The 24,944-nt window shown below is 73.2% G+C and carries 17 protein-coding genes; 6 read left to right on the top strand and 11 right to left on the bottom strand.

The features are described 5' to 3' along the window. Positions 1-35: 35 nt before the first annotated feature. The 7 genes from ACWDX9_RS28875 to ACWDX9_RS28845 all read right to left on the bottom strand — a co-directional run bounded on the left by ACWDX9_RS28875 (position 36) and on the right by ACWDX9_RS28845 (position 8,917). Positions 36-785 carry a hypothetical protein gene (locus tag ACWDX9_RS28875; protein ID WP_449959345.1) on the bottom strand — a complete coding sequence of 250 codons (750 nt, stop codon included), beginning with the start codon at positions 783-785 and terminating at the stop codon, positions 36-38. Continuing rightward, entirely contained in the window at positions 778-1,389 is a 612-nt protein-coding gene (locus tag ACWDX9_RS28870) for an RNA polymerase sigma factor (RefSeq protein ID WP_363965482.1), read from the bottom strand. Before ACWDX9_RS28870 ends, ACWDX9_RS28875 begins: the two co-directional genes overlap by 8 nt. A 66-nt stretch (positions 1,390-1,455) precedes the next feature. Then, positions 1,456-2,397 carry a winged helix DNA-binding domain-containing protein gene (locus tag ACWDX9_RS28865; RefSeq protein WP_449959343.1) on the bottom strand — a complete coding sequence of 314 codons (942 nt, stop codon included), beginning with the start codon at positions 2,395-2,397 and terminating at the stop codon, positions 1,456-1,458. Between the two features lie 17 nt (positions 2,398-2,414). Continuing rightward, positions 2,415-4,607: a DUF3488 and transglutaminase-like domain-containing protein gene (locus tag ACWDX9_RS28860; RefSeq protein WP_449959341.1), complete on the bottom strand. Its 2,193-nt coding sequence runs from the start codon at positions 4,605-4,607 to the stop codon at positions 2,415-2,417. Continuing rightward, positions 4,604-5,722 carry a DUF58 domain-containing protein gene (locus tag ACWDX9_RS28855; protein WP_449959339.1) on the bottom strand — a complete coding sequence of 373 codons (1,119 nt, stop codon included), beginning with the start codon at positions 5,720-5,722 and terminating at the stop codon, positions 4,604-4,606. Before ACWDX9_RS28855 ends, ACWDX9_RS28860 begins: the two co-directional genes overlap by 4 nt. Then, a complete protein-coding gene (locus ACWDX9_RS28850) occupies positions 5,723-6,772 on the bottom strand; it encodes an AAA family ATPase (RefSeq protein WP_350722330.1) in 1,050 nt (349 codons plus the stop codon). 15 nt (positions 6,773-6,787) lie between these two features. After that, positions 6,788-8,917, bottom strand: coding sequence for a hypothetical protein (locus tag ACWDX9_RS28845; RefSeq protein WP_449959337.1), 2,130 nt, complete (start codon positions 8,915-8,917; stop codon positions 6,788-6,790). 175 nt (positions 8,918-9,092) lie between these two features. On the opposite strand from ACWDX9_RS28845, the gene ACWDX9_RS28840 reads away from it, so the two are divergent. Genes ACWDX9_RS28840 through ACWDX9_RS28830 form a run of 3 tightly spaced genes read left to right on the top strand, consistent with a single transcriptional unit; the run spans position 9,093 to position 15,577 of the window. Further along, positions 9,093-10,289, top strand: a complete 1,197-nt coding sequence (locus tag ACWDX9_RS28840; protein ID WP_449959335.1) for a hypothetical protein — start codon at positions 9,093-9,095, stop codon at positions 10,287-10,289. Continuing rightward, the gene (locus ACWDX9_RS28835) at positions 10,289-12,169 is read left to right on the top strand and encodes a hypothetical protein (protein ID WP_449959333.1); all 1,881 of its coding nucleotides are present in this window, start codon (positions 10,289-10,291) and stop codon (positions 12,167-12,169) included. The genes ACWDX9_RS28840 and ACWDX9_RS28835 overlap by 1 nt, the downstream gene beginning before the upstream one ends. 57 nt (positions 12,170-12,226) lie before the next feature. Continuing rightward, complete coding sequence (locus tag ACWDX9_RS28830; RefSeq protein WP_449959331.1) at positions 12,227-15,577, top strand: chromosome partitioning protein ParA; 3,351 nt, start codon at positions 12,227-12,229, stop codon at positions 15,575-15,577. A 98-nt stretch (positions 15,578-15,675) separates the two neighbouring features. Here ACWDX9_RS28830 and ACWDX9_RS28825 read toward each other — a convergent pair whose 3' ends face one another. Then, positions 15,676-17,247, bottom strand: coding sequence for a citrate synthase (locus tag ACWDX9_RS28825; RefSeq protein WP_449959329.1), 1,572 nt, complete (start codon positions 17,245-17,247; stop codon positions 15,676-15,678). Between the two features lie 85 nt (positions 17,248-17,332). Here ACWDX9_RS28825 and ACWDX9_RS28820 point away from each other — a divergent pair, with 85 nt between their 5' ends. Further along, positions 17,333-18,553, top strand: a complete 1,221-nt coding sequence (locus ACWDX9_RS28820) for a LeuA family protein (RefSeq protein ID WP_449959327.1) — start codon at positions 17,333-17,335, stop codon at positions 18,551-18,553. A gap of 271 nt (positions 18,554-18,824) precedes the next feature. Continuing rightward, positions 18,825-20,111 (top strand): sialidase family protein, encoded by a 1,287-nt coding sequence (locus ACWDX9_RS28815; protein ID WP_449959325.1) that lies wholly within the window; start codon positions 18,825-18,827, stop codon positions 20,109-20,111. Between the two features lie 57 nt (positions 20,112-20,168). Here ACWDX9_RS28815 and ACWDX9_RS28810 read toward each other — a convergent pair whose 3' ends face one another. Further along, the gene (locus tag ACWDX9_RS28810; protein ID WP_449959323.1) at positions 20,169-21,458 is read right to left on the bottom strand and encodes an MFS transporter; all 1,290 of its coding nucleotides are present in this window, start codon (positions 21,456-21,458) and stop codon (positions 20,169-20,171) included. A gap of 87 nt (positions 21,459-21,545) precedes the next feature. Between ACWDX9_RS28810 and ACWDX9_RS28805 the strand changes: the two genes are divergently transcribed. Next, on the top strand, positions 21,546-22,181 hold the full coding sequence (locus ACWDX9_RS28805) for an HAD family hydrolase (RefSeq protein ID WP_449959321.1): 636 nt from the start codon (positions 21,546-21,548) through the stop codon (positions 22,179-22,181). Positions 22,182-22,185: 4 nt separating this feature from the next. Here the strand turns inward: ACWDX9_RS28805 and ACWDX9_RS28800 are convergent, their stop codons facing one another. Beyond that, complete coding sequence (locus ACWDX9_RS28800; RefSeq protein ID WP_449959319.1) at positions 22,186-23,079, bottom strand: NAD-dependent epimerase/dehydratase family protein; 894 nt, start codon at positions 23,077-23,079, stop codon at positions 22,186-22,188. A gap of 55 nt (positions 23,080-23,134) precedes the next feature. Continuing rightward, on the bottom strand, positions 23,135-24,944 hold a 1,810-nt coding region (locus ACWDX9_RS28795; protein WP_449959317.1), incomplete at its 5' end, for an SbcC/MukB-like Walker B domain-containing protein.

Below are 24,944 nucleotides of genomic sequence, written 5' to 3'. Positions count from 1 at the left end.
GGCGCGCGAAACCCACGCGCCGGCGTCGGAATGCTCTAGCGGGGACCCCGGTCGGTCCAGCCCGCCTCGATCACGCGCTCCGTGCCCGGGGACGGCCCGTCGTCGGTGCGGGAGAGCACCTGCGAGGTCGCCGGGTCGATGACGAGCGTCCGCTGGGTGCCGTCGGGCAGCGCGTACGAGAACGCCTCGCCGCGGTCGCGCTCGCCCAGGTAACGGACCTCGGGCAGGTCGGCGAGCACGCGGTAGGCGGCGGCGCGCACGGCGGGCGGGGACGGCTTGGTCCACAGCAGGCCGCTGAGCGCGTCGGCGAGCAGGCCCTTGGACGGCAGCATGCCCGCCACCCGCTCCCTGAGCGCGTCCGGGTCCGTGGGAAGGCTCTCGATCTGCTGGAACGTCAGGTCACGCCCCGCCATGCTGAACGCCGACCGTCCGTTGACCTGCGTGATCCGGCCCTGTTCCAGGGTCCACGCCCGGCCGTCCCTGGCCGCCCAGAGCCCGACCACCTGGGACCCGTCCCGGACCTTCTTGATGTGCCAGTACGTCCCGTCCGGAACGCGGCCGGACGCGGCGGTGCCGGCCGCCGCCAGCAGCACGGATCGTCCGGAGGGTGCCGGTTGCCAGATCACGAACGCCGCCGCCAGGGCCGTCGCCACGGCGGGGAGCACCAGCCACGACAGCCGCCTGCGCCTGCGTGCCGCCGTCACCCGCCGCCACACCCTGGCCTGAGCGTCCGGGTCGGGTCGCGGCCGGCCGTACAGGTCTTTGATGTGCTCCATCTCATCCACGGACGAACACCTCGATCTCGCCGAGCAGGGCGCGCAGCTTCTTCCTGGCCCGGTTCAGGCGGGACCCGACGGTGCCGTACGGGATGCCGAGCGCGGTGGCGATCTCGTCGTGGCTCAGCCCGGCGAGCGCGACGAGCAGCAGGACGTCGCGGTCGCGGCGGTCGAGCTCGGCCAGGGCGGCGGCCAGCTCGGGGCGCAGGCTCTGGGCGCTGACGCGGCGGGCGACCGAGTCCTCGTGCCCGGGGGACTCGGGGTCGGGGGCGCAGCGGCCGAGCGCGCGCAGGGTGCGGGCCTCCAGGCGGCGGTGCTTGCCGATGAGGTTCGTGGCGATGCCGTACAGCCAGGCGCGCACGTTCGCGCGGGCCGGGTCGTACTGCGCCCGCTTGCGGAACGCGGTGAGGAACGTCTCGGCCACGACGTCCTCGGCGTGGTCGGGGCCGAGCCGCTGGGCGACGTAAGTGTGGATCTCGCCGAAGTGGGCCCCGAACACCGCGGCGAAACCGTCGGCGTCGTCGAGAACGTTCGGCGGCGAGCTGCGCGTCCCCCCGTGGACGTGCGCGCGAGCCGCCCAGGCGGCCGGCGTCGCGATGGTCTCCCCCGTCATGCGCTGCCTTCCGGTGAATCAGTGGTCATCTCTTATCACCCGATGCACCGGTTTGCTTTCACGCTCTCATTCCAGAAATCGGCGGACGTCGGCGATCTCGGCGTCGAGCAGGCCGTCCGGCAGCTCGTCGAACGGCTCGACGCTCGCCCGCGCGCCCTTGCGCCCCCACACGCCCCTGATCACACCGCCCACCAGCACGACCGGCCGCAGGACGCCTCCCCCGGGGAACACCTTCCTGGCGTGCTCGGCGGCCAGGATCGGGTCGCGGCTGCGCCAGCCCATCAGGTACTCGTCGAAGGCGGGCGCGAGGCGGGCCACCGGCTCCTCCTCGGCGAAGGCGGGCGGCGGAGGGGCGGCGCTCAGGCGCCAGGCCGTGCGGGCCTCGCCGAGCGGCAGGCCCGACCAGGCGGCCAGGTCCTCGGGCTCGGCGGGCCGGTGGGCGCGGCGGTAGCGGGTGCCCAGCTCCTTGAGCGCGCGGTCCCGGTCGGGCTCGGGGGTGATGGGGGCGCCCAGCCAGTCGGCGGCGTGCACGTACGTGGGCTTGCCCGCGCGGAGCGGGCCCAGCACGGCCAGGCCGTGGTGGGCGGCCAGCCCCACCAGGTGCACGACGCCCTGGCCGGTGGCCCGGCCCGCCAGGCGCTCCTCAAGGTCGGCCTTGGTGAGCGGGCCCTGGCCTTCGAGGGCTCCGGCGATGAGCCCGAGCAGGTCGTCGCCGGTGACGCCTTCCTCGTGGAGGCGGCGCAGGGTGTTCGTGGCGCGGGCGGTGAGGGCGTGCAGCCAGGGCAGGTCGTCGGCGTGCGCGAAATGGAGGGTGCCGCGCGGGCCCCAGGTTCTGACGATCTCGCGGGAGGTCACCGCTGCCTCGACGTCCTGCCTGGTGAGGGTGGCGGAGCGGGCGCGGAAGGCGAGCAGGGCGGAGGGGACGTCCTGGGCCTGCATCGCCGCCAGATGCCTGACGATCTCACCGGCCGCCAGGCCCGGGGGGCGGTGCAGGAGCTGGGACTCCACGCTTCTCATGGTCACCGTCATCTCAGCAGGAGGCGATTGCGCAGGCGGGTGGTCAGGGGGGTTCTGGCGCGTACGGCTCTGCGGATGGCGTCGCTGCGCTGCCAGGCCGCGGTGGCGGCGTCCTCGGTGACGGCGTCCGGGGCGTACCGTACGAAGTTCGAAATTTCAGCCAATGGCTGGATGTGAGTGGAAATATCACCCGAGCCTGCCTGCCCGGCGACGACGTCCGCCGCCGTCAGAGCGTACCGGCCCCTCAGCCCCAGGTCGTCGCAGGTCTGCCGCCACGCGCCGAGCACCCGCTGCTCGGGCCCCTCGGCCCGGCGGCGCTTGCGCCTGCGCCACCACGGCAGGGCCACCACCACCCCGGCGTACGCCACCAGCAGCGCCCCGCCCGCCACCGACGCGATCAGCCAGATCGCCGGGCCGCTCGACGGCTCCTGGCCGTCCCCCGTGGCCTGCGGCTGGGAGGTCTTCGGCCGGTCGCTCCCGCCCTGGGTGAACTCGCCCTCCAGCTCCTCGCTCTCCTCGATGGCCGAGGACACGACGTCATGATCGTCCTTGGCGCCGCTGCGGCCCGGCGTGGGGTAGAACGGCCGCCAGCCGAGCCGGTCGAACTTGATCTCTGCCCACACCATCACATGGCCAGATTTAACGTGATAAATCCCGCCGGACGCCTGACCCGGCCTGAACCCCACCACCACCCGCGACGGCAGCCCGAGCGTCCTGGCCATGAGCGCGAACGTGGTCGCGAACTGCTCCGACGTCCCCCGGTGCGTGGTCTGCAGGAAGAACTCCAGCCCCTTGAGCGAGTGCCCCGGCGGCGCGGTGACGTCGTAACTGGCGTTGGTGCGCAGGTACTTCTGCAGCCGGTACGCCCGCGTGATCGGCGCGGTCGCGCCCTTGGTGGCCTCCTGGGCGAGCTTGCGGAACAGCCGCTGCTGCGGCCCGGCCGGGAACGCGGTCAGCCCCGGGTCGGCGGCGGGCGTGGCGTCGAGCAGCTCCTGTTTGGACGGCCGGGGCACTTTCGAGGTCACCTCGTAGCTGAACCCCTTGGCGGGCTTGGCACCGGCCAGCAGCGCGCCGCTCTCGGGGTCCACCACCAGCCCCCGCACGCCCTCGACCCGCTCCGGCCGCTCGGCGGCGGGCAGCCAGGTGCCCGGGAGCCCGTCGAACGTCACCTTCTGATGGACGACCTCCGCCTTGCCCGTCCAGTCCGCCTCGGGCACCCGGCCGCCGGTGGGCTGGAACCGGGCTCCGGAGGTCCATCGGACGCCGTCGTACCGGTCGAGCACGGCCAGCCGCCAGTTGAGCGGTTTGTCGGCCTTGACGGTGAACAGCTCCCTGTCGGGGATCTGCAGCCACGCCGAGACCCGGTCCAGCGGGCTGACGCTGTCGACGCGCCGCGGCGGAGGGAGGTCGGCGTCCTGCCGGGGGTTGTACGGCTGCGCGGCGATGGGCAGCAGCGGGCCCACGACCAGCGCCAGCGCGGCCAGCGCGGCGGCGGCCGGCAACCCGGCCAGGAGCCAGAGCGGGGAGCGGTCGTCGCGCAGCAGGGCCAGCGCGGCGATCAGCACGAACAGCGCGCCCGCCACGGGGACGTTCGAGCCCTCGCCGTCCACGCCCAGCACGAGCGCCGTGCCGTAGACGACCAGTGCCGGGACTGCGGCGGCGATCCTGGTGCGGGTGCGGGCCAGCGTCTCGGCGCCGATGACGGCGGCCGCCCAGACGAGGGTGTGGACGAGCACGAGGAGGTGCGGCTCGGGTTGGGCGGGGAGGAGGGTGGTGAGCAGGGCATGCCAGGAGTTCGCCACGTCGGCGAACACACCCGGGTTCGCGGCCTGGTAGAGGAGGACGGTGCCGGCGAACCAGAGGACGACGTCCAGGAGCAGGGCCAGCCAGAGGGGACGCCGGCCGAGGGTCGCGGCGACGACGGCGGGGGCGATGGCCGCGGGGATCACGGCGGTCAGCAGTTCGGTGCCGGGGAACACCCGATGGAACCCCCACCCGGCCGCCCCGGCGACGGCCGCCACCAGCGCCGCCCCCGCGATCCGCCGCCACAACGCCTCAGGGGCCACACCCCCGGACGGCACCCCACCGGCCGCACCCCCCGACGGCGCACTGCCCGTCCGGCCTCCGGCCGCCTCGCCAGGCGTGGCCGCGTCCGGCGCGCGCCCGTGCCGGCGGCCGCGCCTGGGGGCCTGGGTGGTCATCGGGATCCCCAGGCCAGCGGGAGCGCGTCCAGGGAGCCGATCGGCAGGACCGCCACCCCGGGGACCGCGACCGCCCCGGGGCCGACGTAGACGCAGATGACACGGTCGAAGCGGCGGCGCACCCCCGCGACCCGCCCCGCCTCCGCCGGGTCCGACGTGACCAGGACCAGGGAGCCGCCGCCCCTGGCCAGGCGCGTCGGCTCCGTGACGCCGCCCGTGCCCGTCGACACCAGGGCCAGGCGGTCCAGCACCGTCTCAGGGTCCTTGGCGTCCGGTACGGGCCCGTCGCCGGTGACGAGGCGTACCGGGAAGCCCGCCGTGGCGGCGGCGAGCGCGACCGAGGCGGCGGCGTCCACGGCCAGCTCCGTGAGGTCGCGGGTGTCCAGGACGACAGTGGTGGTGGGGAGGCTGGCGTCGATGAGCTGGCGGAGCATGAGCGTCCCGGTGCGGGCGCTCGACCGCCAGTGGACGTGCCGCAGGTCGTCGCCGACGACGTACTCGCGCAGGGTGTGGAAGGTGACCGTGCCGCTGGGGGCGTTGTCGCTGGTGGGGCCCTCCAGGTGGTGGGCCCGGCCGGACGGGGGGACGGGGAGGGCGACCGTGCGGGGCCGTACCAGGAGGGTGACGGGCGAGCCGTACGCTCTGACGCGGCGTGTGAGCCCGAACGGGTCGGCCCGGACGAGCAGCAGCGGCCCCACCGGGATCTCGCCGCGGACGTCCGTCGGCAGCGGGTACGACACCGTGCGGACGGCCCCCTTCGGCAGCCTGGGCAGGTCGACGGTGTGCTCCGCCGCGCCGATCCGGTCCTGGGCGCGCAGGCCGGACAGGCCCCGGCGGCCGAGGTTGGTCACGTTCAGGACGGCGACGGCGGCGTCCCCGCGCGGCACCTTCAGGGGCGTGACCTCGCGCCGCACCTCCAGCCTGGGCCTGGGGGCGGTCCACGCGAGCGCGGCGGCCAGCGCGAGCAGGCCGCCGGTGGCGAGCACGACGGGCTCGGGATACCCGAGCGCGAACCCCGCCGCGTACAGCGCGAGGGACCCGGCGAGGGTCCCCCAGCCCAGCGGGGTCAGCACCGCGGTGAGCCGCTGCCAGGGAGCCGGTGGCGGGGTGGGCACCTACGCCGCCTGCGGCACCGGCATCCCGGCGAGGATCTCGCCGAGCGCGGCCGCGGCGGTGACCTCGCGCAACTCGGCCTCGGGCGTGAGGATCAGCCGGTGCGCCAGCACGGGCGCGGCCAGCGCCTTCACGTCCTCCGGCACGACGTAGTGCCGGCCGGCCGCGGCGGCCTTGACCCTGGACGCGCGCAACAACGCCAGGCTGCCCCGGGGGCTGGCCCCGAGCCGCAGGTGAGGACTGGTACGGGTGGCCGAGCACAGCGCGACGATGTAGTCGTACACGGCATCGGCCACGTGGATCCGGGAGGCGAAGTCGATCATCCCGGCCACGTCCGACGACCGCGCCACCACCGGCAGCCGCTCGACCTGCGGCCCCGTCGGCATGCCCTTGAGCACCTCCACCTCGGAGACGTGGTCGGGGTAGCCGACGGAGATCTTCATCAGGAAGCGGTCGAGCTGGGCCTCGGGCAGCGGGTACGTGCCGTCCATGTCGACCGGGTTCTGCGTGGCCACCACCATGAACGGCCTGGGCACCGGATGCGGCTCGGCGTCCACCGTGACCCGGCGCTCCTCCATGACCTCCAGCAGCGCGGCCTGGGTCTTCGGCGAGGCGCGGTTGATCTCGTCGGCGAGCACGATGTTCGCGAAGACGGGCCCGTGGTGGAACTCGAACTTCTGGTGCGCCTGGTTGAAGATCGACACGCCGGTGATGTCGCTGGGCAGCAGGTCAGGCGTGAACTGGATGCGCCGCCACTCGGCGTCCACGCTGGCCGCGAGCGACCTGGCCAGCGTGGTCTTGCCGGTGCCGGGCACGTCCTCGACGAGCAGGTGCCCCTCCGAGAACAGGCTGATCAGCGCCAGCTCGATCGCCTCGTGCTTGCCCCGGATGATGCGTTCGATGTTGCCGGCGAGCAGCTGGAAGCGCTGCGCGAACTGCCCGGCCAGCTGCGCGCTCTGCTGCGGCTGCTGCTGGTAGGACTGCTCCAGCCCCTGCTGCTGGTACGGCTGCACGGTCTGCTCGAACTGGTCCTGATAGTTGTACTGGGTCAACTGAGCCCCCCCTCCTCAGTCGGTGCACTCGAAGAGCGGCCCCTCGGGGAAGCCGCCGTCCGGAGTCGCCACCAGAGTGTCGCTGAGCCACCCGTTCCCGTACTGCGTTTCAACTTTGTTCCAAATGTCACTGGTGCTGCCGTCTTGCGACTCGGTGACAGACTGGCCCTTGACCTGGCAGATCACGGTCACCGTGATGTACTGGTCCTTCGGGATCTTTCCGACGTTGTCGTCGCCGTTCTTGGCGGGGGTGGGCCGGATCAGGGTGTTGGTCTGAGCGTTGTTCTTGTTCTTGTACTGCTGCCTCGGGTAGGCCAGGTCCACCTCGGTCGTGGCCACGTCGGGGCTCTCCCCCGCCGCGTTCCTGGCCTTGAGCTTGAACGCGTGCTTCTGGTTGTTCTTCAGCCCGTCCACCGTGAACGACGTGCCCTTGATGCCGTTGTTGGTGGCCGCGCCGGTCAGCTCGTACGTGACGCCGTCGTCGGCGTTCGCGGGGGCGCTCCAGCTCAGCTCGGCGCCCCGGTTCTTGGCCTTGGCGGCGAAGCCGGTCGGCGAGCCGGGCGCCACGCAGGGCTTGGCCCCGGCGCTGGGCTGCGACTCGACCTCGCCGCCCGCCCAGTGCGCGACCACCACGAACGTGTACTCGTTCGCGCAGTCCCCGCCCGTGAACTCGAACTGGAACGGCCCGTTCGCGTCCACCGACTGCGGCACGGACCGGCCGGCGCCGGACGAGGTCTTCAGGGTGTACCGCTCGACCTTGCCGCCGGTGGCCGGGCTGAAGGTCACCGTCACCTTGCCCGGCCCGGACCTGGCGCTGACCGCGCCGGGCGCGGACGGCGCGCTGGGCGACGGGGTCGGCGTGGGCGACCTGGTGGGCTCGCGGCTCGGGGTCGGCGTGGGCTCGGCCTCGCGGGTCGGCTCGGCCTCACGGGTCTCCGTGGGGCGCGGCTCCGTCCTCGTGGGTACGGGGTCGGGCCGGGCGTCCGTCTTGGACGGGTCCGGGCGCGGCGTCTGCTTGGGCTTGGGCGTGCTGGTCGGTCCCGGTACGTCGGAGTCGTCCTTGTCGACGTCGTGCTTGCGGCCCTCGGGGTCGATGACGACCGCTTTGTCGCCGTTCTCGTCGTTGGCCCAGAGCAGGCCGTCCTTGACGAACACGTCCACCGGGCCCGGCGCCTGGGTCACCTGGAGCGTGGTCGGCCGGCCGCCGGCCGCGCTGTCCCAGACGATGAGGGAGCCCTTGCCCTGGTCGGGCACGTACACCTTGCTGCCGAGCACCTGCGGCACCCCGAGCTTGGCGGCGTCCTGCGACTCGAACTTGGTGCTCAGCACCGAGTTGGACGAGGTGTCGATCACGACGAGCAGCCCCGAGCCGCCGGGTGTGAGGATCGGGACCAGCGGGCCTTCCGTCGTGGCCGGGGTGAGCGCGCCGCCCTTGGCGGCCTGGGCCACGCCCTTGGGCAGGGTGATCTCGCCGACCCCGCCGTCCGCGCCGATGACCGTGGCGGTGGCGGCCCGGCTGTTGACCACGACGGGCAGGCCGCCGGCGATCGTGACCGCCAGCTCCTCGCCCGGCTCGCCGACCTTGAGCGGGCTCGCCGCGGCGCCGTTCGACACCGGTACGACCTGGCCCTTCGCGGTCACGGGGACCCACAGGCGGCCGCCGCCGTCGATGCGGGCCGCGCCGAGCGGGCCGGGGAGGGTGATCGGGGCGCCGACGGAGTTGAGCGTGGCCGGGTCGATCCGCTGGACCTTGCCGGAGGCCGGGTCCACCGCGTACCCGGTGTCGCCGGACACCGCGATCTGCAGGCCGGCCGCGCCGAGGTCGCGGGTCTGGGAGACCGTGAGCTGGCTGGGTTCGACGCGGCTGACGTAGCCGGTGGCGTCGTCGACGAGCAGCACGTTGCCGCCGTCCTGCACGACGCGCAACTGCCGGCCGGCCTTGTCGCCGAGGTAGCCGTCGACCTCGCCGGACAGGCCGTTGACGTGCACGATCTTGCCCTTGGCCCGGGTCCAGAGCCAGGCGCCGACATCGGCCAGCTTCGGGTTGGCGCTGGACACGCCCACGCCGAACCACGCCGCCGCGGCCACCAGGACCACGGCGACCACCCCGGCGATCACGGCCGTGCTTCGGTCACCTCGGAGCATGCGCAACTGCACGCGTAACTCACCCCGTATGTACGATTACAGAGCGTTTGCCCCCGTATTATCGGGCATCACACTAGCGCTCACCGGTCGCTTGTGCGTATGTACCGGCTGGTAGGGCTCGTGAGGTGGTTGTGGTGTGCCGAGACTGTCGGCGCGAAGCCGTACCTTAGTGCCCGTGTCCGAACAGCCCCTGACCCTCGACGCCGTCCTCACCGACGAGGCGGTCCTGTCGACCTACCGCCGGATGTTCGCCGCGCTGGCGCGCGACAGCGGCGCGGTCGTCGACGACCCCGCCCTGGTCGACATCGCCGAGACGCTGTTCTCGGCGTTCGCGGAGGCGGGCGAGGAGTGGATGACGCACGAGCAGATGCGCTTCGTGTGCCGGGCCTATCCGGGCGACCAGTTCGACAACCGGCTGCGGGTGCTCAAGGGGCTCGGGGCCATCCGCGAGGTGTTCCCCAAGCCCAACCAGCTGCGTTACCGGGCGTCGTTCACGAGCGTGGTCGGGCTGATGTTCATCCGGCGGATGATGTCCGACGGCGGGCAGTCGGAGATGCACCGGCTGCTGGCGCTCGAAGACCTCAACGTCGCCGACCCCCGCACGACGATGGAGGAGGCCAGGCAGAGCGCGGTCAACCTGGCGCGGGCGTTCCGGCTGTGGGCGCTGGAGCTGATCACGCTCACCACGGGCACCATCGAGGAGCTGCGCGAGCAGGCGCCCAAGCTGTGGGGCACCGAGGAGATCGCCCGGCGCGCGCAGGGGCTGCACGGCACCATCCTGACCCGATGGCCGGAGCTCGACCGGGTCTGCACCGACCTGCGGGCGGCCATCTACGCCTACAGCGACGCCTCCCGCCGCGCCGCCGGACGCCTGGCCGACTCGGCGGGCACCACCCGCAACCTGACGTTGCTGCCCACGGAGACGTGGCGCACGTTCTCGCAGACCGCGTCGCGGGAGCAGCTGGCGGCGGTGCTCGACGGGTTCGTGTTCGACGTGCCCGCGCCGTGGCACGATCCGGCCGCCATCGCCCGCGCCGTGGACGAGGCCCCGCGCCCCGCTCCCGCCCAGCCCACTCCCCCGCGCTCCAACCTCCCCGACCCCGGTCCCGGCGACTCGCTCGACGCCTCGCTCAGCGCGGCCATGGAGCGGCTGCGCGAGGTGGCGGAGTCGCTGCTCGGCGACGCCCCGCGGGTGGCGCTGGCCGACGTGCTGGGCTCCGACTGGCCCTCGGCGCGTCGCGTGCTGGCCGACCTGACGACCGTGGACCTGCGGCCTGAGCTGCCTTACCGGCTGAGGTGGTCCGACGGGATCTCGATCGACCCGGACCGCGAGCCGGCCTGGCTCTCCCAGGGCTACTTGGAGCGCACCTGATGCCCACCCCGCACCCCACCCATCCGGAGGCCGGGCGTACGGAAGCGGCCGCGCCGGATGCTCCTGCGCTCTCGGCGGGCGACACCCCGGCCGTACGGACCGAGCCCCGGCCCGAGCCTCGGCCCGCCGACCAACCGGCACCGCATACCCCGGAGATGCCGCACCCCTCGGAGGCGCCGCATACTCCGGAGGCGCCGCACGCTCTGGAGACACCGCATACTCCGGAGACGCCGCCCACCACGAAGGCGGGCACGGCCGACCAGGCGGGCACAGTCGGTCGGCGAGGTGGGGGCGAGCAGGCGGGCACGTCGGCACGCGGGCGCTCGACGGGCGCCGAGGACGACGGCGCCCGTGCGGGGGCTCGTCCGAAGGGCGTGGCGAAGACGCGGGCTCGGGCGGGTGCCATTGACGGGCCCGCCGCGCATGTGCGGGTGCGCTCGGATGGGCCGCTGTGGCTGGCGGCCGGAGAGCCCGCGCCGCCGGGCATGGTGCGGCTGACGCGGCCCGACTCCACCGGGCAGGCTCTGCCGGTGTGGCCCGACGGGGTGACGCCGTCGCTACTGGAGGAGTACCAGGTGTCGCCCGTTCCGGTGGAGCGGTCCGGCGAGACCAGGCGGGTGCTGGCGGCGGTGCTCAAGTGCTGCTGGACCGACCTGTCCGTGGACCCGTGGCCGGGCGAGCCCGCGCCCGTGGAGCTGGTGCTCGACACGTACCGGGCGCTGATCGGCCGCACCGACGACCTGATGCGCAACTGGGCGATCGGCGCGATGCGGCGCCTGCACGACTCGGCGTGGGTCGTCGTGGACGACGGCGTGGTCACCCTCGGCCCGCGCTGCGCGCTGTGGCCGGTCGAGTCGCACGCGCAGTTGCAGGAGCTGGTCCGCCGCCTGCCCGAGCCCGAACGTCCCGAGCTCACCGTGGTCGGCGACGCCGACATCGTGGCCGCCGCCCACCCGGCCGAACCCGTCCCCGACCCGGACGCGGGGCTCGGGGGGCGGGTCGAGGGCGGGTCCGCGGAGTTCGACGACCTGCTGGGGGCTTATGACGAGCGGCGGCGGGCGGAGCTGGTGGCGGCGTACATGGTGGTGGAGCACGCCGCCGAGCCGGTGCAGGAGGTCCGCTTCGCCGCCCTGCGCGACCCGGCGCTGCGCCATACGGTGAGCGAGATGCTGGCCAGGCGCGGCCGTACGCTGATCCAGCACCGCGACCGCTGGACCTCCGGCTACGACGACACCCGAGCCGCCATCCTCACGACATCCGCAACCGAGGCTCCGCACAAGGACACGCACGAGATCCCACGCAAAGCCGCGCATGAGGCCCCGCACGAGGGCCCGCACGAGGGCCCGCACGAGTCGTCACGCACGACCACGGCCGACGGCGGGCGCGAAGCCACGCAGGAGGTCCCGCCCGAGGCGACGCACGCGACCCCACGCGGGGCCCGGCGCGAGGGTGGCGATCCGGTGGCCGTGCGGGCGGTGGCTCCTGGCGTTCGGCCCGCTGCTCCGGCGGGCCCGCGGCTGGGGGTGAGCGAGCGGGCCGTGCTGACGCTCGTCCTGGTGCACTCCGTCGCCATCCCGAGGGCCGAAGGGCTGTTGCCCGAGGACTCGTGGTTGTCGCCGCACCCCACGCCGGTGGACGAGCTGCGCCGCCACACCCAGCTGCCGATCGGCGAACTGGAGGCGGCGCTGCGGGCGTTGCGGCACGCGGGGCTGATAGGGCAGGTCAAGGCCGGTGAGGAGGCGGGCGGTTACGTGCCGGGGCCGCAGTTCCACCGGCTCACCCCGGCGGCCCGGCGGCGGTTGCAGGAGGAGCTGATCCTGGCGGCCGGGCCCAACACGCCGCTGGCGGCCGCCGTACGAGCCCGAAGATCGGCGAAGTGACCACGACGGCACACAGATTCAGCGTCATGACTGATGGAAGGACTACGGGGGTAACAGGTGTCGCAGGTGGAGAACGTCGTCGGAGACCGGGTGCTGATCGCTGTGCAGGCGGTCAACATTTCGCGGCTCTCGACCCATCCGGTGCCCACCGTCCCCGGCACGCTCATCGTCGTGGCGGGCGCCGGACCTAAGGACTCCAACGGCGCGGGCAAGTCGTCGTTCATCGCCTCGATCACGGCGTTGCTCGGGGACGAGCAGTGGCGCTTCGCCTCGGGCGCCAAGGCGGTGTCGGAGCTGCTCTTCAACGCCGAGCTGGCCAGCGGCGCCGGATCCCGCCAGTGGGCGAGCGCCGACCACGGCTACATCGTGGGCGTCTTCGGCCCGCCCGGCATGGACGGCTTCGCCCCGTACGATGCGGCGGAGGCGGCGGGCGCTGGTGCGGAGGACGGTGACTCGTCGGACCGCGCCCGAGCCGGCACCACAACCCAGGGTGGCGCGACGCCAACCAGCGCGGCAGGCGACGGAGCGGCCACGGGTGGCGGCGGCAGCGGGGGCGGCGAGTTCGCGCTCGAGAGTCAGGTGGCCGGGGATGGGCTGAGCGGTGAGCTGTTCGAGGTGCCCGACACCTCGGGCGGGGCGCTCACCGTGTGGCTCAAGGTCAACCAGGAGGCGCCGCACCTGGAGATCCGGTGGCGGGAAGGGGTGCATCTGGCGGCCTCCCCGTCCGAGGCCGAGCGGGTGGCACGCGCCGACGAGATCTGGGCGACGCTGCCGAAGTCGGCCGGGCGGCGCGACGTGGTGGCACGCGACCTCACCAAGGTGCTCTACGGCGACAGGGTCAGGTGTGTGTCGTTCCTGTCCACCTCCGTACGCAGCAAGGTCGCCACGAACCTGCTCTCCCAGCCGCTCAACGAGATCTCGCCCGAACGCGTCTTCGAGGCCATCGCGGCCCTCACCGGCCTCGACGCCGAGCTGGAGCAGGAGCGGGAGGCCCGCCGCGACGAGCATGCCAAGCGGGTGCGCGCCGCGCAGGCGGCCGAACGGCTGGCGGAGTTCGAGACGGAGTCGAAGGCGCTGGTGACCACGTTCGACCGGCGTGATCAGGCGAGGATCCGGCTGGCGGACGCGCTGCGGTGCTGGCGCGGCAGGCAGGCGCGCAAGCTGGCCGACGCGGCGGGCAAGGACGAGGCGCTGGCCGCCGACCTGGAACGGCACCACGCGGCCGGAGAGGCGGCGGCCGAGGCGATCGCCATGGTCAAGGCGGAGATCGGCACGCTGCGGGAGGACACCCTCGACAGGCAGGTCTCGCAGGCCCGCAAGGAGCTGGCGGCGCAGCAGGCGCGGGCGGCCAAGCTGGACGCCGACCGTGCGGTGGCCGAGAACTCCGCCGACGAGCTGCGTGGTCTGATCCCGGCGTTGGAGGAGACGCGCAGGTTCGCGGACGGGCGTGACGTGCCCACGGCCGAGCGGGAGCTGCGGGAGGTCCGGCTGCGGCTGAACGAGGCGCTCAAGGCGCTCGGGGTGGCCGACCAGGAGGTGTCCTCGGCGCAGGCGGCGCTGGACGACGCCGAGGGCGGTCCGGCGGCGGCCCAGCTCAACGCGCTGGCGGCGGCGGGCATCGGCTCGACCGGCCTGCTGGACGCGCTCGACGTGGCCGAGCAGGCGCGCGACGCCGCCCACACACCCCCGGCACAGTCCGCCGGCGGAGGCCGGGCACTACGCGGGACGACCGGAACGACCTCGGCCGCCGCTGGGGCGACCGGGGCTGCTGCTGGGCCGGGTGATGCCGACGCGCTCGGCGCCGCCCTCAAGGCACGCTACGGGAAGGCGCCCGGCGACGGCGCGGTGAGTGGTACCGGTGGACAGTTGGCCGGGGTCGCGTTGGGGGATTTGCGGGGATGGCCGAACGAGCATGCGGTGATCGTGGATGCCGCGCAGCTCGACGCCGCCGCTGCCGCCCTGGCCGAGTTGCCCGGGTCCGTGCTGGTCAGCTCGGCCGGGGTGAGCGTCGTGGGGGCGTTCGACGGGGTGGCGACCGGGCGTGAGGCCCGGATCAAGGCCGCCGAGCTGCGGCTCAACCGGGCCAAGGACGTCCAGGAGACGGCGGCGCAGGCCGTACGCGACGGAGAAGAGGACGTCGCGGAGGCGCAGCGGCGGCTGGAAGGGGCCAGGGCCGGGGTGCGCCTGGCCGAGCTGGAGGCGAAGCTGGGCGAGCGGCGAGCCAGGCTGACCGAGCTGAACGCGGCGATCGAGGAGCTGGCGCCGAAGGTGGCCGAGGCCGAGCGGCACGCCGGCGCGCTGGACTTCCGGGCCCGGACCAGGGACATGGAGATCGAACGCCTGGAGGGGCGGCGGCACCGGCACGAGGCCGAGCGAACGCAGGCACGCGACCAGGAGACCAAGGTCGGCGCCGAGCGCGAGGCGCTCAAGCTCGACGCGCTGGCCGCCGACTGGGGCGGCACGGTCGAGACGGCCCGCGAATGGCTGAACGCGCTGCCCGAGGAGGAGCGGCCACGTGCGGCCGAGGAGTGGTGGCGGGTCGCCGAACGCCACTTCGACCAGGCCTTGCGCGACACGTTCCCGGAGGAGGACGCGGAGATTCCCGAGGAGCTGCGGTTCCTGCTGAGCGAGCGGGGCGGGAGCACGGCTCGGGAGCAGGCGACGTTCGCGGCGGTGTGCGGGGCGCTGGCCTCCTACCTGCGGGGCCAGGAGGAGTACGAACGGCACCAGCGCCGCCAGATCGAGGCGCAGGTCGTCACCCGGCAGCGCGACCTGTCGGCGGCGGCCAGGGGCGCCGAGGAGGCGGCGCAGTCGACGGCCGTGCACCGGGCGGCGCTGACGGCGGCGATCAAGGCGCGGCTCACGCGGGTGGCGGAGGAGTTCGAGAAGCTCGACACGTCGTACGGGGGTTACGGGGCGACGCTGGAGTTCCCGGTGCCGCCCGCGCCGGCCGATCCCGAGCAGCGCTGGCAGTGGCGGGTGACGCCGAAGTGGCGGCGCGGCGAGGGGCAGGGGTTCGTGCCGTACAACCGGCGGGCCAACACCGCGCTCATGGACGAGAAGGCCGTCAAGCTGGTGTGCGCGGCGGCCATCGCCTCGTCCGGGGGCGGTCACCTGTGCCTGGTGCTCGACGAGCTGGGCCGCAACCTGGGCAAGGAGCACCGCAGGGAGGCGGTCGCGCTCTTCAGGCGGATCGGGGAGACGTACGGCATCACGGTGATCGGGGCGCTGCAGGACGACATGGAGCCGTACGCGATCGACGCCTGCGGGCAGTACATCAAGCTGCGGCGGTCGTCGGACGCGATGCCGTACAACGAGCCGCCGGTGATCGTCGGGCACGACCAGCACGCCGACCGGGTGCGCGCCCTGGCCGCCTACGTCGACAGGACGACGGCAGCGCTCACTTGACGGGCGGCCCTGGGGCGCTCACCTGACGGGCGGGCCCGAGGATGCCCACCTGACGGGCGGCCGTGTGGGTGCCCACTTGACGGGCGGGCCCGAGGCGGTCACTTGACGGGTGGGCCCGTGTAGGAGGCGCGTAGGCGGAGGAGGGTGCCTCGGTCGTACTCCTCCATCGCGTGCGCCAGCCACCCCGCCGCCCTGGCCACCGCGAAGATGGCCTCGCCCGCGCCGCTCACCATGCCGCTGACGGCGGTGAGGGTGGCGAGGGCGAAGTCGACGTTGCGCTCCGGGAGGCGGCGCCTGCGCATCTCCTCCAGCACGGCCACCCCGGCGGCGATCCGGTCGTGCCCCGGCGCCGCCTCCTTGACCAGGTCGAGCAGGAGAGCGCCGCGCGCGTCACCGTTCTTGTAGACGCTGTGGCCGAAGCCGGGGATGCGCTCGCCACGGCGTACCCGCTCGGCGATCGCCCGTGCGGCCTGGTGCGGCTCGGCGACCTCGGCGAGCAGGCGTTCGGCGCCGTACGACGCGCCGCCGTGCAGCGGGCCGCCCAGCACGCCGAGCCCGGTCAGCACGACGGCGTACGGGTCGGCCTTGGCGGAGGCGGCGACCCTGGCGGCCAGGGTGGAGGCGGCGAGCTCATGGTCGGCGAGCAGGACCAGGGCGGCCTGGACGGCGTTCAGGAGGCCGGGGGTGGCGGGGTGGGGGCACAGGCGGGACCAGAGCCGCTCGGCGATCGAGTCGCCTTGGGGCTCGCTGAGCTGCGGGAGCGCGTCGACCAGGCCCGCGATCAGGCGGCGGCCGGTCGCGGCTACGGAGGCGGGGTCGAGCTGGTAGCGCAGGGAGTCGGAGGCGCCCAGGACCGTGATGATCACCTGCAGCCGGTCGAGGGGCAGGAGGTCGTCGGGGAGGCCGCGCTGGGCGGTCACGGCCGCCCGCAGCGCATCGTTCTCGCACCGCCACGGCTCCGGCCAGTGGATCCGCACCCCTTGGGCGCTCGGCCCTGTGGCGGGGTGAGGGGCCGCATGCGGGCCGGAGGCGGCAGGTTCCGCCACGCGACGCGGGTCCCCTTGGTGATCGGACGGGCGCGGGTCCCCTTGGGTGGCGGAGGGGTGCGGGTGCCCTTGGGTGGCGGAGGGGTGCGGGTGCCCTTGGCGGGCGGGGGGCGCGGGCGGATGCGCGTCCGCCGACGTGGCGGACGGGTGCGGGTCGGGTCGGTGGGCGGGGGCTGCGGGCGGGTGCGGATCCGGCGGCGTGGCGGACGGGTGCGGGTGCCCTTGGCGGGCGGGGGTGGCAGACGGGCGTGGGTCCGCCGGTGTGGTGGGCGAGTGTGGGGGTGGTGGGGATGGGGGGTGCCAGAGGGAGGGGTCGGCGGTCCAGAGCCAGGCGGCGACCGTTTCGAAGTCGCTGGTGAGCGCCAGCCCCAGCGCGTCGAGGCCCCGGTAATGGGGCCGGTCCACGCCCAGGGCCGTGATGGCCGACTCGATGACGAGCTCCGGCGGCTGGCTCCGGGGACGGCCGCGGCGGGCGAGGCGCTCGATCTCCTCCGCCGAGAAGAGGCTGCGCCGCCCGTCGTCGCTGTGCCGCCGCTGCAGCACCCCCCGGCTCACGTACGCGTACAAGGTGGCCGGTTTGACGCCGAGACGCTCGGACGCCGTGGCCGCGTCGATCCACTCCACGCCGGCGAGTCCCTCCGAAGCCCAACAAGATGGTTGATGAAAATCAATATTGATACACGTTGAACGAGCGTGTCAACGTGAAGGCATGCCAAAAGTTCACTTCCTCGATGTGACCAACCGGGACGGCGTGCAGACCGCGCGCACCGGCCTGTCGAAGTTCGGCAAGACCATGGTCAACTTCTATCTGGCCAAGCTCGGCGTGGCGCAGTCCGAGATCGGGTTCCCCTTCCTGTTCCACGAGGTCCCGTACGTCAAGGCGCAGGTGGCGCTGGCCGAGGCGGGGGCGTTCGGCGGGTTGCGGCTGTCGGGCTGGTGCCGGGGTGTGCCGCAGGACGTCGAGAAGGCGGCCCCGCTCGGGCTCAGGCACTACAACCTGTCCATCTCGACGTCCGACTACATGATCCAGAACAAGTTCCGGGGACGGCTGGACAGGGGCGCGATCGTCAGGGAGATGACGGCCGCGGTGCGCACGGCCAAGGCCGCGGGCGCCGAGACGGTGGGGGTCAACGCCGAGGACGGTTCGAGGACGGACGACGGGTTCCTGCTGGAGTTCGCGCTGGCGGCCAAGGAGGCGGGCGCCGACAGGGTGCGTTACTGCGACACGATCGGCGGCGACACGCCCGACAGGATCCGCGAGCGCCTCGCCAAGCTGGCCGCCGCCACCGCGATGCCGGTCGAGACCCACTGCCACAACGACCTGGGCATGGCCGTGGCCAACTCCGTCTCGGGCGCCCTCGGCGACCTCGACGCCGGGCAGGACGCGTGGATCAACACGTGCGTGAACGGCATCGGCGAGCGCTCCGGCAACGCCGACCTGCTCTCGACCGTCCTGGCCTTCCGGCACGGCTTCGGGCTCGACGCGGAGATCGGCGACGCCCTCGACCTGTCATGGGCGCGCAGGTTCGGCCTGTGGGCCGGTTACGCGTTCGGGCAGCCGCTGCCGTACAACCAGGTCGGGGTGGGACGCAACGCGTTCGCGCACGAGAGCGGCATCCACGCCGACGGCGCGCTCAAGGACCACGGCAACTACGAGCTGTACGACGAGGCCACGCTGGGCCCGTTCCCGCAGGACTGGCACGCGCGGGACGGCCGGGTGGTGCTGACCGGCGAGTACGGCGGCAAGGCCGGCTTCCGGCACGTCATGGACGGGCTGGGCGTGGAGGTCCGCGAGGAGGACCTGGCGTTCCGGCTGGCGCAGCTCTGCAACGCCATGACCGGCCGCCCGCTCACGGACGACGAGCTTCGCCTGATCGCCGCGTACCCGCGGGAACTGTCCCTCCTGTTCCCCGGCTACGACAACCCCTAGTAGTGCTTTGTCAGGTCTGTTGGCGGCTGTTGTGGCGTACCGGTTCAGGCGGGGGCCAGTACTTGACCTGCCGGGCCACCGTGCGCTCGGCCGCCACCCGGGCAGGGTGCGGTCGCGGTGGCGGGGACCCGGTGTCCCGCGCAGGAAGACGAACGGCGAGCTCACACCCCGACCCCGAGCGTGCGGGAGTACTGCCGCGCCGCACACCCAGTTGTTGGCCTCTTCTGTCCCAAATTTCCCACGGTCAACAGATAGTTGTACTTTTCGCACGGTGAGACCTTTATGTGTCCGATCGCTCGCGGCCATCGCGCTGGCCGCCGCGAGCCTCCTCGTAGCGACTCCGGCCGATGCGGCGTCCACGCCCTCCGCAGAAGTGCTCTTCGACGGAGGCAACGAGGCCTACGTCAACGGCGCCTACCGGGTCGACTACCACTCCTTCCGCGCGCCGGCCGTGATCCGCACCAAGGGGAACACGGTCATCGCCTTCGCCGAAGGACGGGTCGGCGACAACGACGACTACGGCAACATCGACCTCATCTACAAGACCTCCAGGGACTCCGGCAAACCCGGCACCTGGTCCGGGATCAAGGCGGTGGCCACCGGGTGGCCGGACGCCGTCGGCAACCCCACCGCGGTCTTCGACGGGCAGACCGTCTACCTGTTCTTCAACCGGATGGCGGCCAGTTGGAAGAGCGTCGGCGACTTCGACAGCTGGGACGACCGCACGGTGTGGGTGGCCTCGTCAGCCACCGACGCCAACGGCCTGCCCACCGCCGGCTGGACCTTCACCGACAAGACCGACACGCTCAAACCGCACAAGGACCCGGGCGATCCGTTGAACAGGAAATGGTTCAACGACTCGATCGGCCCCGGCGCCGGCATCAAGATGACCGACGGAACGCTGGTCATCCCGGCCAAGTGGCGCAACATCTACAAGCGGCCAGGGGATACTGACTGGCGCTACCAGGAGTTGACGAACACCGACGTCACCAAGACCGACGAGGCCACGATCCTGCAGCGGTTCAGCGGCGACCTGTATCGCAACGATCGTGCCAGGTTCGCGAACGCCGGCGATCCGCCGCTGCTCAAGCGGCTGGTCGCCACCGGCACCCTCGACGGCGGCTTCTCCGGCTACGCCGATCACCTCGAGCCGGACGGCCGTGTCCTGCCCGATCCCGACTGCCAGGCCTCGACGCTGCGCTTCGCCGGGTCGCCGAACCGTATCCTGTTCCTCGGCCCCCACCCGGGCAGCGGCTCTCGAAGCCGGACCCCCATGCGCGTCTGGATGAGCTATGACGACGGCGTCGGCTGGCCGTACACTCGCCTGCTCGGCGACTTTCCCGCGCCCCAGCCGAAGGGACGGGACGGCAGGCCGAACGTGAACGGGGTCGAAGGGGGTTACTCCAGCATGCTGCAGACCGCCGACAATCAGGTCGGCGCGGCCATCGAGTGGGGCGAGCAGAACAGTTCGGGCAGCGACAAGAACATGAGCATCATCTTCCGCCGCTTCCACCCCACCTGGGTCGCCAACGGCCGCCCGGAACCGCCGCCGGCATAGCCGTCGCCCTGGCTGCCGCAGCGCTCGCTGCCCACGACGCGCCGACCTGACAAAGCACTATTGGAGGCTGTCCTCGCCCGTCTCGGGGAGGGCGAGCAGGCAGAGCAGGCTCAGCAGGGCCATCGCCGAGACGTACGCGCCGACGCCCATCACGCCCACCCCGCCGGCCTGCAGGCTCGTGGCGACCAGCGGGGGCACCGCGCCGCCGAGCACGCCGCCCAGGCTGTAGGCCACCGAGGCGCCGCTGTAGCGGTACTGGGTCTTGAAGAGCTCCGGCAGGTACGCGCCCATCGGCCCGAAGACCAGCCCCATCAGGCCGAGCGCCCCCGCCAGCGCCACGCCCACCAGGAGCACGGACCTGGTCTCCATCAGCGGGAACATCACCAGCCCCCACACGACGGCCACGCCCGTCCCGGTGAGCAGGGTGCGGCGGCGGCCCAGGCGGTCGGAGACCATCGCGGAGACCACCGTGCCCGCGGCCATGAACACGACCCCGATCATGGTCAGGCCGAGCATGGTGGTCTTCGGGATCTTGAGCGAGGTAGTGCCGTACGCCAGGCAGTAGGTGGTGGCGGTGTAGAAGAGCGTGTAGGCGACGGTCATGGCGCCGGCGCCGAGGAGCACGCGCCGCCACTGCTGCCGCAGGAGGGCCACGACCGGCACCTTGGCGATCCGCTGCTGGTCCATGGCCGCCTGGAAGACCGGGGTCTCGGAGATCTTGAGCCGTACGTACAGGCCGACGATCACCAGCAGCAGGCTCGCCACGAACGGCAGCCGCCACCCCCACGCCCCGAACTGCTCATCGCTGAGCGTCTCCCCCAGCACGAGGAACAGCCCGTTCGCCACGATGAACCCGGCCGACGGGCCGAGCTGCGGGAACATCGCGTACAGCCCGCGCCTGCCGGGCGGCGCGTGCTCGGTGGCCAGCAGCGCCGCGCCGCCCCATTCGCCCCCGAGCCCGATGCCCTGCGTGAACCTCAGCAGCACCAGCAGCACGGGCGCGATCACGCCGATGGCCGCGTAGCCGGGCAGCAGCCCGATGGCGACCGTGGAGAGCCCCATCACCAGCAGCGACACCACGAGCATGGACTTGCGGCCGACCCGGTCGCCCCAGTGCCCGAACAGGGCCGAGCCGAGCGGGCGCGACAGGAACGCCACCGCGAACGTCGAGAACGCCGCCAGGTTGCCCGCCACCGGGTCCATGCCGGGGAAGAACGCGCTGTTGAGCACCAGGGCCGCCGCAGTGCCATAAATGTAGAAATCATAGAATTCGATCGCCGTGCCGATGAGGCTGGCGGCCGCGATCCTTGACCGGCTGGGTGCGGCGACTTGGGGGGACGTTGTCACATTTGTCTCACTATGCGGAATAGCGTCTTGTGAAGCGATACGAAGAAGCTATCACCAGCGAAAAGACACCTCTGAAGGGAACGGGTTTTGGCTGTCGATCTTGTCATCTTCGACTGCGACGGGGTGCTCGTGGACAGCGAGCCGATCTCCGTACGCGTGGGCACGGCGGCGCTGCGCCGCCTGGGCTGGTCGATTGACGAGACGGAGTACATCGAGCGGTTCGTGGGCTGCACGAACGACTACTGGGAAGAGCAGGTGGGCGAGACGCCGCCGGGCTGGCGCGATCAGCTCAGAGCCGAGTACACGGCGGCGGTCAAGGCCGAGCTGTGCGCCGTCCGAGGCATCGAGGAGGCGCTCGACCGGCTCACCGTGCCGAGCTGCGTGGCCTCGAACGGCCGGCACAGCGTGATCCGCAACAGCCTCGAGCTCGTGGGGCTGGCCGGGCGGTTCGACGGGCGGGTGTTCAGCGCCGAGGACGTCGCCAGGGGCAAGCCGGAGCCGGACCTGTTCCTGCACGCGGCGGCCACGCTGGGGGCCGAGCCGGAGCGGTGCGTGGTGGTGGAGGACAGCCCGTTCGGGGTGACCGCGGCGATGCGCGCCGGCATGCGCTGCCTGGCCTTCGCCGGCGGCCTCATCCCCGGCGACCGCCTCGCCGGTCTGGGCGCCACCCTGTTCCACGACCCGGCCACGCTGCCGGAGCTGATCACCTCACTCGAACGCTGAGTCGTCACCCCCGGCGGGTACGGCCGTTCTCGTCCAGGTAGTCGCGCCACGACCGCTTCGGGGTCCAGCCCAGCAGGCGGTGGGCCTTGTCGCACGAGATGCCCGAGGAGTCCGGGCGGGAGATCGGCCGCAGCTCGATCCGGTCGCCGTAGTGCTCCCGCAGCTTGACGGCGAAGTCGTGGCCGCCCGCGTTGTCGGGCGCGGCGATGTAGAACACCTCATGACCGGGCAGGCCGGACTCGACGGCCAGGACGATCGCGTCCGCGAGGTCGTACACGTCGGTGTAGCTCCACAGCCCCGCGCCGATCAAGGAGGCGTCGCGGACCTGCGGGCCGATGTTGCGCTCGTAGTTGCCCTCGTGCTGCACCCAGCTCGGCCGCAGCGAGATGCACCTGATGTCGGAGCGGCGCACCGCGGCGTCCATGAGCTGCTCGCCGAAGTGCTTGGACAGCGCGTACGGGTCCTGCGGCCGGGCCGGGTGCTCCTCGTCCACCGGCGCGTAGTCGGGCAGGAAGGGCCGGTCGGCGAAGAAGTAACCGGGGACGGTCTCGCTGGAGATGTTCACGAAGCGGGGGACGCCCAGGCGGATGGCCGCCTCGATCATGTTGAACGTGGCCATCAGGTTGTTCTGGAAGACCACGTGCGGCGCGTTGGCGGTGGGGTCGGGGATGGCGGCGGCGTGCACGACCGCGTCGGCCCCGTGGACCACGGCGTACGCCTGCCCGGCATCGGTCAGCTCGGCCTGCTTGTAGGCGGGTTCGCCGGGCTCGTGCCGCTCCCAGATCGGGCGCGTGAGATCCACGCCGGTCACCTCGTGACCGGCCTCGGCCAGCGCCTTGACGGCCGCCCGGCCGACCTTGCCATGGGCTCCGGTGACGACGACGCGCATGGGTTCCACTCCTTCATGGGGTTCGGTGCGAGCAATCTACGCGAGATCGCGCCGCCGTCGCCGATCAGCCCACCCCTGACAGCGACACGGTGGACCCGGCGCGCGTCTTGGTGACCTTGAGCTGCGCCGTGATCCTCGACCGCAGCTCGGCGACGTGGCTGACGATGCCCACGGCCCGCCCGCCGTCGCGCAGCCCGTCGAGGATGTCCAGCACGCCGTCGAGGGTGTCCTCGTCGAGCGTGCCGAAGCCCTCGTCCACGAAGAGCGTGCCCAGCTCGGTGCCCCCGGCCTCGGCCGTGACGACGTCCGCGAGCCCCAGTGCCAGCGCCAGCGACGTGATGAAACTTTCACCGCCGGACAGCGTGGCCGGGTCGCGGTCGACGCCGGTCCACCCGTCGGCCACCCGCAGCCCCAGCCCGCCCCCGGAGCGCCCCCGGGACCCGGCCGTCTTGCGCAGGTCGTGGCGCAGCAGGTAGCGGCCCGCCGACATGTGGTCGAGCCGTTCGTTCGCGGCGTCCACCACCTGCCGCAGCCGCTCCCCCAGCACGTACGACGACAGGCTCATGCTCCACTGGTTGTCGCCGGACGTGCCGCTGGCCAGCGCCGCCATGCGCTCGGCCAGCCGGTGCCGCTCGGCCGCCGGGCGCCAGCGCTCGATGCGATCGGACAGCTCGCCGTGCAGCTGGGCCAGCCGCTCCGCCCTGGCCACGGCCCGGTCGCGCGCGCTCGACAGCCTCGTGTGCGCCTCCTCCAGCCGGTCGCGCTCGCTCCCGATCGAGGCCAGGTCGGGCGCGGGCGCGGCGGCGGCCGCGACCAGCTCGGGGTCGGCCAGGACGCTCGTGACGGCGGCGTGCTCGTCGTCCAGCCGCCGCAGCGCCTCGGCCCGCCGCTCCCGCTCCACGGGACTCCGGAACGCCGCCTCCGCCTCCGGCACGTCCGCGAACCCGGCCTCGGCCGCCGCCTCCTCCGCCGCCTGCCGGGCCCTGCCCAGCTCGTCGATGGCCGCCACCGCCGCCTGCGTGGCCTCCAGGGCCTCCCGCAGCAGCCCGGCCTCGTCGTGCAGCCTCGACAGACGCGCCGTCAGGGTGGGGTCGTCGCCCCGCGCCGCGTCCAGCCGGGCGCCGAGCCGCCCGGCGTCGCCGCTCAGCTCCTCATGACGGGTGCGGTACGAGGCCAGCCGCGCCTCGACCCGGCGCCTCTCCTCCTCCAGCTCCAGGCGCTCCCGGCCGAGCGCCGCCGCCTCCCGCGCCAGCACCGGCTCCCCGTCCGCCGACGCCCGCAGCCTGCGCAACTCCCCCTCGGCCCGCGCCAGCACAGCCGGGCCGTCCATCCGTGCGGACTCCGGGTCTGCGGTCGGCAGGGTCGTCTGGAGGAGACGGGTGCGTTCGGAGTCCAGGTGGGTGTGGTGGGCGCGGTGGCCGGCGAGGGTCTCGGCGATCTCCCTGGCCTGGTCCCTGACCCGTTCGCGCTCGATCTCGACGCGTTCGAGCGCCGCGGCCAGGGCGGGCTCGCGGTCGGCCACCGCCTCGAGGCGGGCCAGCTCCTGCTCCGCCCCCAGCACCTGCGCCTCGGCCGTCCCGACGTCCAGCCCCCCGGTGGCCTCGACCGCGTCGGCGTGCCGGGACTCGAGGGAGGCCAGGGCGCGTTCGGCGGCCTCGCGCTGGGCCAGGGCGGCTTCGTGGGCGCTCTCGGCCTCGTGCTCGTCGTCGGCCGAGGGCGCGCTGGGGACCGGGGAGGCGGGATCGGGGTGGTGGTCGGAGCCGCAGACCGCGCAGGGCCGGCCGTCGGACAGGTCGCGGGCCAGCTCCGCCGCCATGCCGTCGATGCGGGCCTGGCGCAGGTCGAGCCAGCGTTCGCGGAGCGCCTGGGCGTGG

Source organism: Nonomuraea sp. NPDC003201 (assembly GCF_053590415.1).
The sequence above is the reverse complement of the archived record's forward strand: the minus strand, read 5'-3'. Positions and strand labels throughout refer to the sequence as shown.

Coding starts and splice junctions, on each gene's coding strand:
- ACWDX9_RS28820 (WP_449959327.1), top strand. CDS start 17,333: ATGCCAAAAGTTCACTTCCTCGATGTGACCAACCGGGACGGCGTGCAG.
- ACWDX9_RS28860 (WP_449959341.1), bottom strand. CDS start 4,607: ATGACCACCCAGGCCCCCAGGCGCGGCCGCCGGCACGGGCGCGCGCCG.
- ACWDX9_RS28835 (WP_449959333.1), top strand. CDS start 10,289: ATGCCCACCCCGCACCCCACCCATCCGGAGGCCGGGCGTACGGAAGCG.
- ACWDX9_RS28870 (WP_363965482.1), bottom strand. CDS start 1,389: ATGACGGGGGAGACCATCGCGACGCCGGCCGCCTGGGCGGCTCGCGCG.
- ACWDX9_RS28845 (WP_449959337.1), bottom strand. CDS start 8,917: ATGCTCCGAGGTGACCGAAGCACGGCCGTGATCGCCGGGGTGGTCGCC.